This is a genomic window from Duganella margarita (genome assembly GCF_009857535.1).
Taxonomy (GTDB): domain Bacteria; phylum Pseudomonadota; class Gammaproteobacteria; order Burkholderiales; family Burkholderiaceae_D; genus Rugamonas; species Rugamonas margarita.
This window is the reverse complement of sequence record NZ_WWCS01000030.1, coordinates 1-14,224: the sequence shown is the minus strand read 5'-3', so window position 1 is coordinate 14,224 and position 14,224 is coordinate 1. Positions and strand designations below refer to the sequence as shown.

Sequence of the window (14,224 nt, the reverse complement as noted above, 5' to 3'; positions counted from 1 at the left end):
GATGTAAATCAGGGTACTTAGCGGCAGCACGCAGTAGAATAAAAACGTTACAATTCCCGCAACGATGGACGGTTCCGTCAACGCCATCAGGCCGACCACGTAGATCCAAGCAACAGCGACAATCAGCATTGTGTTTAACTCACTTTTAGGGAACCACAGATGAATTTGCCCGATCCGCAAGCCTTTGCCAACTGGATGCAGTCCAATCCGATGGCCGCCATGATGCAGGATGTTGGCGCCCACATCAAGCCGGAGGCGATGGAGGCGCTCAAGCAGTCCTATCTGCAGGATTTCGGCGCGTTGTGGCAGGATTTGTTGTCCGGTAAAACCCCGGCTGTCAGCGACCGTCGTTTCAACTCGGCCGCCTGGCAGGGCAATCCGATGACGGCGTTTAACGCCGCCGCCTACCTGCTCAACGCCAAGTTCCTCAACGCGATGGTGGAAACCGTCGATGTCACGCCGCAGCAGAAACAGAAGATCCGCTTTGCCGTGCAGCAGATCGTCGACGCCATGTCGCCTGCCAACTTCCTCGCCACCAATCCGGAAGCGCAGCAGAAACTGATCGAAACCAAGGGCGAAAGCCTGACCCGCGGCCTGGCCAATATGCTGGGCGACATGAGCAAGGGCCACATTTCGCTGTCCGACGAATCCGCGTTCGAGGTCGGCCGCAACCTGGCGATTACCGAAGGCACGGTGGTGTATGAAAACCCGCTGTTCCAGCTGATCCAGTACACGCCGAAAACCGCCACCGTCAACCAGAAGCCGTTGCTGATGGTGCCGCCGTGCATCAACAAGTTCTACATCCTGGATTTGCAGCCGGAAAATTCGCTGGTGCGTTACGCGGTGGAGCAGGGCAATACCGTGTTCCTGATTTCGTGGAGCAATCCGGACCAATCGCTGGCCCGCACCACCTGGGACGACTATGTCGACAAGGGTGTGATCCAGGCGATCCGCGTGGTGCAGGAGATCAGCGGCGAAGACAAGCTGAACATGTTCGGCTTCTGCGTCGGCGGCACACTGGTCGGCACGGCGCTGGCGGTGCTGGCCGCGCGCGGCGAGCAAGTCGCCAACAGCCTGACGCTGCTGACCACCTTCCTCGATTTCCGCGACACCGGCGTGCTGGATGTGTTTGTCGACGAAACGCAGGTGGCGCTGCGCGAGCAACAGCTCAAGGACGGCGGCCTGATGCCGGGCCGCGACCTGGCCAGCACCTTCTCCAGCCTGCGTCCTAACGACCTGGTGTGGAACTACGTGCAGTCCAACTACCTGAAGGGCAACGAGCCGGCCGCGTTCGACCTGCTGTACTGGAACTCGGACAGCACCAATCTGCCGGGGCCGATGTTCTGCTGGTACCTGCGCAACACCTACCTGGAAAACCGCCTCAAGAGCGGCGAACTGGTGGTGGCGGGCGAGACGGTCGATCTGACCAGTATCGACGCCCCGGCCTTCGTCTACGGCTCGCGCGAAGATCACATCGTGCCGTGGCCGTCGGCCTACGATTCGCTGGCGATCCTGAGCGGTCCGACCCGCTTCGTGCTGGGCGCCTCCGGCCACATTGCCGGCGTGATCAATTCGCCGGCGAAGAACAAGCGCAACTACTGGACCAACGACAGCGGCAAGGCCGACAGCGCCGACGCTTGGTTCCAGGGCGCGGCCGAACATGCGGGCAGCTGGTGGCCGGAATGGTCGGCGTTCCTGAACCAGCACGGCGGCAAAAAGGTCAAGGCCAAGGCCAAGCCGGGCAACGCCAAGTACAAGCCGATCGAGCCGGCGCCGGGCCGCTACGTCAAAGTGAAAGCCGATTAACGGCAAAAATTAGTTGCGTTGCAATAAAGGTGGAAACTTATATCAGATTGTGCAAGATATTCTGTTTCGCCTCTATAATAAGTAAAGTAGGCACGCGGGAAGGGGACCACCAGTTCGCTTCCTATCCGATATTTAAGAGACATGCGCTGCGGCGCAATAAACGGACTTGTGATGAGTAGTGCGAAAAAAAATGCTGACCGCCTGATCAAAAAATACCCCAATCGCCGGCTGTACGACACGCAGACCAGCTCCTACATCACGTTGACCGACGTGAAACAGCTGGTGCTGGACAACGAGGTGTTCACCGTTGTCGATGCCAAGACCAATGAAGACCTGAGCCGTAGCATCCTGCTGCAAATCATTCTGGAAGAAGAGGCCAGCGGCGCGCCGATGTTCTCCAGCGACGTGCTGGCCCAGATCATCCGCTTCTACGGCCACGCCATGCAGGGCATGATGGGCTCCTACCTGGAAAAGAACGTCCAGGCCTTCACCGACATCCAGCGCAAGTTCACCACCGGCACCGCCGTGGGCGGCCAACCGTTCAGCCCGGAAATGTGGACCCAGTTCATGAACGTCCAGGGCCCGATGATGCAGGGCATGATGAACAACTACATCGACCAGAGCAAGAGCCTGTTCGTGCAGATGCAGGAACAGATGCAGAGCCAGAGCAAGAATCTGTTCGGCACGTTCCCGTTTGTCCCGGTTCCGCCGACCGACAAAAAGTAATTTCGCTACGTAGCTTTGCAGTAGCTCAGCGGCACAGTGCACCACGGTGGCTGTGCCGTTTTTGTAACTTGATTACAAAATTCCGATAATTCCGTTGACACCTCAATTTCATCAGTATTACTATTGACAACACTAAGTGGAAGCGCTTCCACTCCATGTGTCAGCGAAGGAGTTTTTGTGGTGTCAGTTGCAAATGAGGAGAAGTTCACGCCGCCGGCCGACTCGGTCCTGTGGAGCAAGGATTTCCTGATCGGCGCGGCGACCGCCGCCTATCAGATCGAAGGCGCAGTCAATGAGGACGGCCGCATCCCGTCAATCTGGGACACGTTCTCGGCCATTCCCGGCAAAGTGCTGGCTGGCGACACCGGCGCAGTGGCCTGTGACCACTACCACCGCTGGCAAGGCGACGTCGAGCTGCTGGCCAGCCTGAATGTCGGCGCGTACCGCCTGTCGATCTCCTGGCCGCGTGTGATGACGCAGGATGGCCAGCCGAACCAGAAGGGCATCGATTTCTATCGCCAGCTGTTAAAGGCGCTGCGCGCCAAGGGCCTGAAAACCTACGTCACGCTGTACCATTGGGACCTGCCGCAGCACCTGGAAGACAAGGGCGGCTGGGTCAACCGCGACACCGCCTACCGATTCGCCGAATACGCCGACATGATCAGCAAGCAGCTGGCCGGCCTGGTCGACGCCTGGGCCACGCTGAATGAGCCATGGTGCTCGGCCATGCACGGCTACGGCACCGGCCACCATGCGCCGGGCAAGCAGGACGTGGTGTTCGCCACCCAGGCCATGCACCATCTGCTGCTCGGTCACGGGCTGGCGGTGCAGCACCTGCGCGCCAACGATCCGCAGGCGCAGGTCGGCATCGTCGCCAATGTGGGACGCGGCACCAGCACCGACAGCAGCGCCGCCGGCCAGCGCGCCGCCTGGCTGTTCGAACTGCAGCACAATAACTGGATCCTCGATCCGCTGCTGAAGAAGTCCTATCCGTCGGCGCTGTGGGAGCTGTGGCCCGGCGCCGAGCCGACCATCCTGCAGGGCGACATGGACATCATCGGCACGCCGCTGGACTTCCTGGGCATCAATTACTACTTCCGCACCAATGTAGTCAGCGACGGTCAGCATGGCTACACCGAAGTCGATCTGGAAGGCGTGGAGCGCACGCAGATGGGATGGGAAGTGTATCCGGAAGGCCTGCGCCACCTGCTGGTCGGTTTCCACCGCGACTACCCAAACCTGCCGCCGATTTACATCACCGAAAATGGCATGGCCACCGATGACAAAGTCGTCAACGGTGAAGTGGACGACCACCAGCGGATTTCCTTCCTGCGCCGGCACCTGGCGGCGGTGGATGCGGCGGTCAAGCAGGGCGTCGATGTGCGCGGCTACTTTATCTGGTCGCTGATGGATAACTTCGAATGGGCCTTTGGTTATGAGCGCCGTTTCGGTATGATCCATGTCGATTACGCCACGCAGAAGCGTACGCTGAAGCGCAGCGCCAAATTGGTCACACAATTTTTGGCGGAGAGAGCCGCACAGTAAGCCGCCAGTAAGCTATCCGAATAAAATGGGCGCTCGACGCCCAATGGGAGACAGAATGTTGAAGGCCACAAAAATGGGCAGCGCCATCGCGCTAGCCCTGGCAGTAAGCGGCGCGCCCGCCCAAGCGCAAGCGCCGTTGAAGGCAACCGTAATTCACTGGTGGACCTCGGGCGGCGAGTCCGCCGCCGTCAAGCAGTTTGCAGAAGCCTATAACAAGGCCGGCGGCCAGTGGGTCGACCAGGCAGTGGCCGGCGCCGACCAGTCGCGCGCCACCACCATCAACCGCATCGTCGGCGGCAATGCGCCGACCGCCGCGCAGTTCAACACCTCCAAACAGTTCCGCGACTTTGTCGAACAGGGCTTGCTGAACAATGTGGACGACGTGGCGATCGCCGGCAAGTGGGACCAGATCATGCCGCCGTCGATCCTCCAGGCGATCAAGATCAACGGCCATTTCTATGCCGCGCCGGTGGACATCCATATGCCCGCATGGTTCTTCTACTCCAAGGCCGCGTATAAAAAAGCCGGCATCACCAACGAACCGCAGACGTGGGAAGAATTCCTCGCACAGCTGGGCAAGCTGAAAGCCGCCGGCGTGGTGCCGCTGGCCTTCGGCGGCCAGGTGTGGCAGGAGAAGATCACCTTCGACGCCATCTTCGCCATGGTGGGCGGTTCGGACCTGTACCTGAAGGTGTACCGCGACCGCGACCAGAAGGCCGTGATGTCGCCGGCCTTCAAGCAGGTGCTGATCGAATTCAAGAAGCTGAAAGGCTTTGTGGATGCCGGCTCGCCGGGCCGCAACTGGAACGACGCCACCGCCATGGTGGTGCAGGGCAAAGCCGGCGTGCAGATCATGGGCGACTGGGCCAAGGGCGAATTCGCCGCCGCCAAGCAGGTGGCCGGCAAGGACTTCGGCTGCTATCCGGGCTTTGGTCCGAAGTCGCCGTACATCGTGGCCGGTGATGCATTCGTCTTCCCGAAGACGAATGACGCCAATGCCGTCAAGGCGCAAAAACTTTTAGCCAATGTGGTAACGTCTCCAGCGGCGCAAGTGGCCTTCGCAGCGCGTAAAGGCGCGATCCCGATTCGCGGCGATGTCGATGAATCGCAGCTGGATATTTGCGCCCGCCAGGGCCTGGCGATCATGAAGGACAAATCGCGCCAGCTGCCTAACACCGAGATGCTGGCGTCGCCGGATACCACCGGCGCATTGCAGGACGTGCTGACCAGCTATTGGAACAAGAACCAGTCGCCGGAAGACGCGCAAAAAGCGTTCGCCCGCGCGCTCAAGGGCGAATAAGCCATGGCACAGAAACGTCAAAGCGTTTCATTCGCGGCCTACATCGCCATGGCGCCGATGGCGCTGACCGTGCTGCTGGCTTACCTCGGCACCATGCTGTGGACGGCGCGCGTATCGGTCAGCAGCTCGCGCACCTTCCCGGCCAGCGACTTTGTCGGCGCCTCGCAGTACATCCGCCTGTTCAACAACGAGCGCTGGCTGCTGTCGCTGCAAAACGTGGCGCTGTACGGCGTGCTGTTTATCGCCGCCTGCCTGGTCATCGGCTTTTTGCTGGCGGTGTTCATCGACCAGAAGGTAATGGCGGAAGGCGCGTTGCGCACCATCTTTCTGTATCCGTATGCGATGTCGTTCGTGGCCACGGGCCTGATCTGGCAATGGATACTGAATCCGGAACTGGGTATCCAGGAAGTGCTGCACAAGCTGGGTTGGACCAGCGCCAAATTCGACTGGATCGTCGACCAGGACATGGCGATCTACACCATCGTCATCGCCACCGTGTGGCAGGCTTCAGGCCTGGTGATGGCGCTGATGCTGTCCGGCCTGCGCGGCGTGGATGACGAAATCTGGAAGGCGGCGCGCATCGACGGCATCCCGCGCTGGCGCGTTTATACCAGCATCGTGCTGCCGATGCTCAAACCTTCGGTATCGACCGCCTTCGTGCTGCTGTTCGTGATGGTGGTGAAGGTGTTCGACGCCGTGGTGGCGATGACGCAGGGCGGTCCGGGCACGGCCAGTGAAGTGCCGGCCAAGTTCATCATGGATTATCTGTTTGGCCGCGCGAATATCGGCCTGGCTTCCGCCGCCTCGATCGTGCTGCTGTTGACGGTGCTGGCCATCGTCGCGCCGCTGTACTTCGTGCGCAATCGCCGCGCCGCAATGGGGGCATGATGGGACAAGTTGTGAAACTCGATAAAACTGCGGCCGACGCCGCGACTGCCGCCGCCGCAGCACGCCAGCTGGCGGCCGCCAACGACGCCACCATCCCGACGCCTCGCCCGCGCCGCAGCCCGGCATGGACGCCGGCCCGCCTCGGCGTGTACGGCTTCCTGATGGTCGCGGCGCTGTTCTTCCTGCTGCCGCTGTACGTGATGCTGGTAACGTCGGTCAAGCCAATGGAAGAAATCCGTCTTGGCACGCTGTTCGCGTTGCCGCAGCATATGACGCTGGAACCCTGGACGCAAGCCTGGTCCACGGCCTGTACCGGGCTGGAATGCAATGGCATTCGTGGCGGCTTCTGGAACTCGGTCGCCATCGTGGTGCCGAGCACCATCCTGTCTATTGCCATCGGCGCGGTGAACGGCTATGCGCTGTCGTTCTGGCGTCCGCGCGGCGCCGGCGTGCTGTTCGCGATCCTGATGATGGGCGCCTTCATTCCGGTGCAGGTGATGATTTATCCGCTGGTGCGGGTGCTGGCGTCGGTGAATCTGTTTAGCTCTCTGCCGGGCATCATCATCATCCACACCATCTTCGGCATGCCGGTGATGACGCTGTTGTTCCGCAATTACTACGCGGCGCTGCCGATGGAATTGTTCAAGGCGGCGCGCATCGACGGCGGCGGTTTCTGGCGCATTTTCCTGCAGCTGATGCTGCCGATGTCGACGCCGGTGATCGTGGTGGCGGTGATCATGCAGGTCACCGGCATCTGGAACGACTTTCTGCTTGGCCTGGTGTTTGCCGGTTCGGAGCATCTGCCGATGACGGTCCAGCTGAACAACATCATCAACACCACCACCGGCGAGCGCCTGTACAACGTGAACATGGCGGCGACCATCCTGACGTCGATCGTGCCGCTGGCGCTCTACTTTATTTCTGGCCGCTGGTTCGTGCGCGGCATCGCCTCTGGCGCTGTGAAGGGTTAAATCATGTCTAACGTAGCTATTCGTAATTTGCAGATCCAGCTGGGCGGCAACAAGGTGATTGAATCGCTCAACCTCGATGTGAAAGCGGGGGAGTTCGTGGTGCTGCTTGGGCCTTCGGGCTGCGGCAAGTCCACGCTGCTGCACAGTATTGCGGGCCTGATCGACACCAGCGCCGGCCAGATCGAAATCGGCGGCAAGGACATGACCTGGGCCGATCCCAAAGACCGCGGCATCGCGCTGGTGTTCCAGTCCTATGCGCTGTACCCGACCATGAACGTGGAAGCGAATATGTCATTCGGCCTGCGCATCAACGGCACGCCGAAGGCGGAGATTACCCGCCGCGTGACGCGCGCTTCCGACATGCTGCAACTCGGCCCGCTGTTGAAGCGCAAGCCGGCCAACCTGTCGGGCGGCCAGCGTCAGCGCGTGGCGATCGGCCGCGCCATTGTGCGCGAAGCGGATGTAATGCTGTTCGACGAGCCGCTGTCCAACCTGGACGCCAAGCTGCGCACCGAACTGCGGCGCGAACTGAAACAGCTGCACAAGCAACTGGGCGCCACCATGATCTACGTGACCCACGACCAGGTGGAGGCGATGACGCTGGCGCAGCGCATGGCGGTGATGAAGGGCGGCGTGGTGCAGCAGTTCGACACGCCGGACGTCATCTACAACACGCCGGCCAATCTGTTCGTGGCGACCTTCCTCGGTTCGCCGGGCATGAACCTGTTCAAGGGCACGCTGGAGCAGCAGGCTGGTAAGGCCATCTTCAGCAACCAGCATCTGTCGGTCGACGTGACCGGCTATCCATTCAAGCAGCCGCTCACCGGCAAGCACGATTGCGTGCTGGGCGTGCGGCCGGAGGACATCGACGTCGGTTATGGCGACGTCGCTGGCAGTGCAGCGGTGCGCGCATCGGTCTCGCTGATCGAGGCCATGGGTGCGCACCGCGTAGTGTGGCTGGACTTCCACGGCACCCAGGTTGCGGGCATCGTGCAGGACCAGTTGCAAATCGAGACCGAGAAGGACATCAATTTATCGATCCGTACCAATCGTATTTCCCTGTTTGACGGAGCCAGCGAACAGCGGCTCTAAAGAATCGTAGTTGCTAAATCACCGGGTCTGCCATGGTATGGCCCGACGCCCAGGTGCGTCTTGTGGTGGAACCGGTTCCACTTGGAAGAAGCGAGGAGACATTCAATGAAAAAAACAGTTCTAGCTTTAAGCATCGCCCAGATGATGTTGAGCGGCGGCGCAGCATACGCGCAGCAGCAACAACAGCAGGCAGCCGCCACCTCGGCCGCCGGCGACAACATGGAGAAGATCATCGTCACCGCCACCCGCCGCGACACGCTGGTGCAGGATACGCCGCTGGCCATCACCGCCTACACGCAGGACACGCTGGCCAACAACCAGGTCAAGGATCTGGCGACCATGACAGCCATGGTGCCTAGCCTGGTGGTGGAGCCGCACAGCGATTCGGGGGGCGTCCACGTCTACATGCGCGGCGTCGGCTCGGCCAATCACACGGAGCTGGGCGACCCGGCGGTGGCGTTCTATGTGGACGGCATCTATGTGCCGCGTCCACAAGGCGCGACGGCGCTGATGTATGACCTGAACCACGTTGAGGTGGCGCGCGGCCCGCAAGGCACGCTGAACGGCCGTAACTCGACCGCCGGCGCGGTCAACCTGGTGTCCGGCGCGCCAAGCACCGCCAAGGTGTTCGGCTCGGCCAGCGTCACCATCGGCGACTATCACCACATTCAGACGCAGGCCATGATCAACATCCCGCTCAGCGACGATATCGCGCTGCGCATTGCCGCCATCAAGGACCAGCATGACGGCTATGTCGATTTCCTCAAGGGCTCCAACGTCTCGCCCGGCGCGCAGAAGTACGGCGCCGGCAACCAGTCGGGCGCGCGCGCCTCGCTGCTGTGGAAGTTCACGCCGGACCTGAAGGCGACCTTCATCGCCGATTATTACAGCGACACCGGCGCCGGCAATATCTACCTGTCGGCCGAACCGAAGCCGGGCCAGAACCTGCGCTCCGCGCTGATCGACACGCCGGGTAACCTGGACCAGTCAATCATCACCGCCAAGACCAAGGTCGAATGGCGTCCGGTGGAAGGCATCGCCACCCAGTACCTGGGCGCGTGGAGCCGGCTGAAACGGACCAATGCCAGCGATGCGGACGCCGGCTTCTACCCTGGCTTCAAGGCCGAGAACCGCACCGAATGGTCGCAGTTCGACAGCGTCTCCAACGAGGTGCAGGTTCGCTCGGAGTATGACTCGCCGCTGCAATGGGTGGGCGGCCTGTTCTTCTTCCGCGAGAAGAACAAGGTGCGCTTCGACATCGACCGCAGCCAGATTTCGGAAGCCATGCTGGCGCAGGACATCGCCAGCGGCAGCGTGATCTTCGTGCAGCCGACGGTGGGCCAGTATGCATCGGCCATGTCCTTCATCCAGGGTGACCGCGAGCTGCATTCCAAGGCCGCCTTTGCGCAAGCCAGCTACGATATCGATCCGGTCTGGAAGCTGACCGCCGGCGCGCGCTACACCAAGGACCACAAGTTCGACATCGGGGGCCAGAACTGGGCCTGCCCGAACTGGCCGGACAATGCGCCGCGCGGCGCCACCCTGACGCCGAGCCAGATCGCGCAACTGGTCACGCCAGGCGTGGGCACCATCAACACCCACAACATCGGGCCGGGCGGCGTGGTCAATCAAGCCACTTGCGGCAATACCTACGGCGACAACACGGCCGATCTGGCATACGGCCAGGCGACCTGGCTGGGCCGCGTGGAGTACAAGGTATCGCCGGATATCCTGACCTTCGCTTCGGTGACCACCGGCTTCCACTCGCCGGCCATCGGCGACGGCGGCGCCACCACCAAGCCTGAAAAGCTGACCAGCTATGAACTCGGCTTCAAGTCGGACCTGCTGAACAAACAGCTGTCGCTGAACATCGACGCCTTCTGGATGAAGTACAAGGACAAGCTGGAGTCGCAGGTGGTCAACAACACGCTGCAGAACTTCAACGCGGCCGGCGCTTCGGTCAAGGGCGTGGAAGCGGAGTGGATGTGGCGTCCGACCAGCGTGGACCGCTTCAGCGGCAACGCCACCTGGCTGAAGGCGCGCTATGACGACTTCCTGTCCTGCGACGTCGATGCGGCGCGCGCCAATGGCCAGGCCTGCGGCACCACCGCGCCAACCGTCAACGTCGGCGGCACGGTGCTGAAACACGCGCCGACGTTTGCCAGCACGCTGATGTACGAGCGTGACTTCGACATCGGCAAAGGCCGCATCACGCCACGTATCTCGGCGCACTACGAAACCAAGTCGTTCGTTGGTTCAGGTGCGTTCGCCAACGACGTGCCGGGCCATCCAGGCGTGAAGATGCAGGATTCGTACACCACGCTGGACCTGAGCCTGCGCTTCGAGCCGCGCAACAAGGCTTACACGGCGGAGCTGTTCGTCAACAACGCTACCGACAAGGAAGTGAAGTACGACGCGATCGAAGTCTGCACGCAGGTCGGCGCACCCTGCCAGCCAACGCAGCAGATCTGGGCGGCGTACTACAACAATCCGCGCACCTTCGGTGGTCGCGTGTCGGTAAAGTTCTAGGCGTCCGACGCCGCGCTCGCGCCCATGGCGGTGCCGGCGCGGCGGTTGGCGTTGTTGTCGCCTGCGCGAAGGCCGCGCAGCGCCGGCAGCAACGCCGCGATTGCCAGCAAGGCTACCGCGCCATGCGCCAGATAGGTGAGCGGATAGCCGAAGCGCATGACCAGGTAGCCCGCCACCACGTTGCTCGACGCCGCGCCGATGCCTTGCACCGTCATCACCGCCGCCAGCGCGAGGTTGAAATGGCCGCTGCCGCGCGTCAGGCGCTCCACCATGAACGGCGTCAGGATGCCGAGCAGGCCGACGCCGACGCCATCCAGCAACTGCACCGGGTAGATCATGCCAAACTCGGAAAAATTCCAGGCCAGCAGGCCGCGCAGCGGCAGGCTCAGTAAGGCCAGCACGGCGGCCGGACCGGCCCGGCGCGCGCGCAGCAGCCATGGCGCCGCCAGCGCCGCTGCCAGTGCGGCCACTTGCGACACCATGGTGATGACGGCCGTGGTTTCGAACGGCCGCTGCATCTGCACCGCGAACTGCTGCGCGATCAGCCGCGCCAGCGGTGCGTTGCCGAAGTGGAACAGCGCCAACGCCAGGCTTAGCCACAATAGCGGACGGTTGCCGGCCAGCGCGCGCAAAGAGGAGGGCTGGGCCACGGCGCCGCCTTCGCTGACGCTGATATCGCCGCCGCTGTCAGCGCCGGCCATGCCGCGCGCCGCCGCGTGGTCGATGCTGCCCGGCGCGATGGACAACGTAGCGGCAACCGTGGCTGCGGTGGTGACCAGCATCAGCGCCGCCACACCCGGCAGGCCGAACCACACGCTGGCGGCCCAGGTGCCGCCCATCAGCACCAGATTGCCGGCGTGGTTCCACGATTCGTTCTTGCCCAGTTGCTGGCCGAAGCGCTGGGCGCCGACCAGCCCCAGCGAGATGGCCGCGACGGCCGGTCCGATCAGCACCCCGGCCACCGCCGCCAGCGCCTGGGTGCTGAACACCATCCAGCGGCTGGGCGCGGCGAGGCACAAAAAACTCATCAGCGTGATCAGCGTGACTGGCGCCACCACCAGCAGACGCTTGGCATGGCTGCGATCGGTGAGCGCGCCGGCCGGCATGCCGGCCACCAGTCCCAGCACGCCGCCGACGGTCGCCAGCAGGCCCAGATCCATCGGCGCCCAGCCCTTGGTGCTCAGGTAGGCGTCCAGAAAGGGCCCGAGGCCATCGCGCGCATCGGCGAGGAAAAAATTCAGCAGGCCAAGCGCCAGCAGGCTGGCGCGGGACGGTGCGCGCGCCGCCTGCATCATGACGTCACCTGCAACAGCAGCAGCGCCGCCAGCAAGCCGGCCGGCATGACGATGGCGCCCAGCTTGAGGAATTGCCAGGCGCCGACCTGTACGCCTTCGCGCCGCAACATGGCCAGCCACAGAATCGTCGCCAGCGAGCCGCTGACCGACAGGTTCGGCCCGAGGTCGATGCCGATCAGCGCGGCCGCGCGCAACGGCATCGGCGCGGCCAGATGGTCGAGCGTGGCGGCGCCCAGCAGGCCGGCCGGCAGATTGTTGACCAGATTGCAGGCGACCGCCAGGATGGTCCCGGTGAGCTGGTTCGCCATGCTCGGCGCGGCGGCCTGCAGTTGTTGCTGCTGCGCCGCGAGGGCAGCGACGACGCCATGCTGCTGCAGCGTTTCGATCAGCACGAACAGGCCGGCCACCATCAGCAGCACGTCCCACGACAAGGACCGCAGCAAGGCGATGGGATTGCCGCCGCCGCGCGCAGCGGTCAGCAGCAGCGCGACACCGGCGGCGGCCAGCGTGACAGGGCCGAGCTCGATGCCGTAGGCTGACGCCAGACCTAGCACCGCAGCGGTGCCGGCCAGCGCGCCGACGGTCAAGCGGCCGGCCGGCGTCAGCCCCGGCGTGTCGACGTCGGCGCGGATGGCGGCCGGCAGGTCGGTCCGCAGCAGGTAGCGCAGTGCGAAATACGTGGCGAGGATGGCGCCCAGTGACGGCAGCAGGAACAGCGCCAGCCAATGCGCCAGGCTCGGCATGTTGGCGCCGAACACCACCAGGTTGGCGGGGTTGGACACCGGCAGCACAAAACTGGCGGCGTTGGCGACGAAGGCGCAGATAAACAGATAGGGCAGCGGCGGCGCATCGACCGCGCGCGCGACGGCGTACACGGCCGGCGTCAACACTACGGCGGTGGCGTCATTGGACAGTGTAACGGTGACCAGCGTGCCGGCCAGGTAGACCAGCAGAAACAGCCTGCGGCCAGAGCCGGCGGCGGCGCGCCCGGCGTGCGCCGCCAGCCAGTCGAACACGCCCTGGCGCCGGCCCAGTTCCGCCAGCGTCATCATGCCGGCCAGGAACATGTAGACGTCATAGCCGCGCGCCACTCCGGGCAGCACCTGTGATGGCGGAATCAGCTTGAAGACGATCAACGCCAGCACCGCCAGCGACGCCCAGATGGCTTCCGGCAGTCCCCAAGGGCGCAACACGATGGCGGTCATGGTCAGGCCGGTGATGGCCCACAATAAGGGTTCAGTCGACATGTGGTGCGGGTGCCTCTGGTGGTGAAGGGGGATTGAAAACCGTGGCGGCTGCCGCGCGGGCGGCGGCCAGATCGCTTGCTGCGACGATCGCTTCCATCGCCAGGCCATGCGGCCCGCGCGAGCCGATGCCGATGGCGGCGAACGACTGGCCGGGACGCAATGGCCCGCGCACCAGGCCCGGCCGGAAGTAGACCAGGCTGCCGTCGGCGAGGATGACGCCGTTGGCTTCGCCGCGCGGTCCGTGCAGCACCAGATCGATGGGAGCGGCGGTTTCGTAGCGTTCGAGTGGCTTGCGCCCGGGCGACGGGGATGGCGGCAGCGCGGGTGGACCGGGCGGCTGGTCGTCCGCCGTGCTGCCGGAAACCAGGTTCACCACGGCGGCGGCGCGAATGGCGCCATCCGCCATTTTGTTGCCGATCACGCGGATGCGCTCGCCGACGGGCGCCGCTGCCGCTACCGAGCGCGCCATCAGCGGACCGAACACCACCACACGGCCGTCAGCGAGGCGCAGGCCATTGAGCTCGCCGTAAGGCGTGGTCAGATAGCGCTGCACGACGCCGTCGGCCACGTCCGACGGGGCTGGCGGCGGCGCATCGGCGCGCACCGGGGCCGCGCCGCCGATCGCCAGCACGGCGGTGAGCACCAGAGCGGCCAAATGCCGGGTCACGATCATGGCAGCGGTTCCCGGCGCCGGGTTAACGTTGCGGGATAGCCGGAGGCGGCGGTGGCGGCGGGACATCCGCACCTGGCGCAGGCGGCGGCGGTGGAGGCGCGTCCGCGCCGTGCGCCGGTGGTCGCGCTCCCGGATCCCGCGGTGGTTGTGGC

The 14,224-nt window shown here is 63.7% G+C and carries 11 protein-coding genes; 8 read left to right on the top strand and 3 right to left on the bottom strand.

Annotated features, from left to right (window positions below; genetic code table 11):
* The first annotated feature begins 159 nt into the window (after positions 1–159).
* The 8 genes from phaC to GTP55_RS27060 all read left to right on the top strand — a co-directional run bounded on the left by phaC (position 160) and on the right by GTP55_RS27060 (position 10,857).
* Positions 160–1,806 carry a class I poly(R)-hydroxyalkanoic acid synthase gene (gene phaC / locus GTP55_RS27095; protein WP_161047898.1) on the top strand — a complete coding sequence of 549 codons (1,647 nt, stop codon included), beginning with the start codon at positions 160–162 and terminating at the stop codon, positions 1,804–1,806.
* A gap of 171 nt (positions 1,807–1,977) precedes the next feature.
* Complete coding sequence (gene phaR / locus GTP55_RS27090) at positions 1,978–2,532, top strand: polyhydroxyalkanoate synthesis repressor PhaR (protein ID WP_110847625.1); 555 nt, start codon at positions 1,978–1,980, stop codon at positions 2,530–2,532.
* Positions 2,533–2,709: 177 nt separating this feature from the next.
* Positions 2,710–4,077: a GH1 family beta-glucosidase gene (locus GTP55_RS27085; protein ID WP_161047897.1), complete on the top strand. Its 1,368-nt coding sequence runs from the start codon at positions 2,710–2,712 to the stop codon at positions 4,075–4,077.
* Positions 4,078–4,132: 55 nt separating this feature from the next.
* The gene (locus GTP55_RS27080) at positions 4,133–5,377 is read left to right on the top strand and encodes an ABC transporter substrate-binding protein (protein ID WP_161047896.1); all 1,245 of its coding nucleotides are present in this window, start codon (positions 4,133–4,135) and stop codon (positions 5,375–5,377) included.
* 3 nt (positions 5,378–5,380) lie between these two features.
* A complete protein-coding gene (locus GTP55_RS27075; protein WP_161047895.1) occupies positions 5,381–6,265 on the top strand; it encodes a carbohydrate ABC transporter permease in 885 nt (294 codons plus the stop codon).
* A complete protein-coding gene (locus tag GTP55_RS27070) occupies positions 6,262–7,236 on the top strand; it encodes a carbohydrate ABC transporter permease (RefSeq protein WP_229258184.1) in 975 nt (324 codons plus the stop codon). The genes GTP55_RS27075 and GTP55_RS27070 overlap by 4 nt, the downstream gene beginning before the upstream one ends.
* 3 nt (positions 7,237–7,239) lie before the next feature.
* Complete coding sequence (locus tag GTP55_RS27065) at positions 7,240–8,328, top strand: ABC transporter ATP-binding protein (RefSeq protein ID WP_161047894.1); 1,089 nt, start codon at positions 7,240–7,242, stop codon at positions 8,326–8,328.
* Between the two features lie 105 nt (positions 8,329–8,433).
* Positions 8,434–10,857 carry a TonB-dependent receptor gene (locus GTP55_RS27060; RefSeq protein ID WP_161047893.1) on the top strand — a complete coding sequence of 808 codons (2,424 nt, stop codon included), beginning with the start codon at positions 8,434–8,436 and terminating at the stop codon, positions 10,855–10,857.
* On the opposite strand, the gene GTP55_RS27055 is transcribed toward GTP55_RS27060, so the two are convergent.
* Genes GTP55_RS27055 through GTP55_RS27045 form a run of 3 tightly spaced genes read right to left on the bottom strand, consistent with a single transcriptional unit; the run spans position 10,854 to position 14,066 of the window.
* Complete coding sequence (locus GTP55_RS27055) at positions 10,854–12,152, bottom strand: MFS transporter (RefSeq protein WP_202423886.1); 1,299 nt, start codon at positions 12,150–12,152, stop codon at positions 10,854–10,856. The genes GTP55_RS27060 and GTP55_RS27055 overlap by 4 nt on opposite strands.
* On the bottom strand, positions 12,149–13,399 hold the full coding sequence (locus tag GTP55_RS27050; RefSeq protein ID WP_161047892.1) for an SLC13 family permease: 1,251 nt from the start codon (positions 13,397–13,399) through the stop codon (positions 12,149–12,151). Before GTP55_RS27050 ends, GTP55_RS27055 begins: the two co-directional genes overlap by 4 nt.
* Positions 13,389–14,066, bottom strand: coding sequence for a hypothetical protein (locus GTP55_RS27045; RefSeq protein WP_161047891.1), 678 nt, complete (start codon positions 14,064–14,066; stop codon positions 13,389–13,391). Before GTP55_RS27045 ends, GTP55_RS27050 begins: the two co-directional genes overlap by 11 nt.
* Positions 14,067–14,224 lie beyond the last annotated feature (158 nt).

Coding starts and splice junctions, on each gene's coding strand:
- GTP55_RS27065 (WP_161047894.1), top strand. CDS start 7,240: ATGTCTAACGTAGCTATTCGTAATTTGCAGATCCAGCTGGGCGGCAAC.
- phaR (WP_110847625.1), top strand. CDS start 1,978: ATGAGTAGTGCGAAAAAAAATGCTGACCGCCTGATCAAAAAATACCCC.
- GTP55_RS27075 (WP_161047895.1), top strand. CDS start 5,381: ATGGCACAGAAACGTCAAAGCGTTTCATTCGCGGCCTACATCGCCATG.
- GTP55_RS27060 (WP_161047893.1), top strand. CDS start 8,434: ATGAAAAAAACAGTTCTAGCTTTAAGCATCGCCCAGATGATGTTGAGC.
- phaC (WP_161047898.1), top strand. CDS start 160: ATGAATTTGCCCGATCCGCAAGCCTTTGCCAACTGGATGCAGTCCAAT.
- GTP55_RS27050 (WP_161047892.1), bottom strand. CDS start 13,399: ATGTCGACTGAACCCTTATTGTGGGCCATCACCGGCCTGACCATGACC.
- GTP55_RS27080 (WP_161047896.1), top strand. CDS start 4,133: ATGTTGAAGGCCACAAAAATGGGCAGCGCCATCGCGCTAGCCCTGGCA.
- GTP55_RS27070 (WP_229258184.1), top strand. CDS start 6,262: ATGATGGGACAAGTTGTGAAACTCGATAAAACTGCGGCCGACGCCGCG.
- GTP55_RS27055 (WP_202423886.1), bottom strand. CDS start 12,152: ATGATGCAGGCGGCGCGCGCACCGTCCCGCGCCAGCCTGCTGGCGCTT.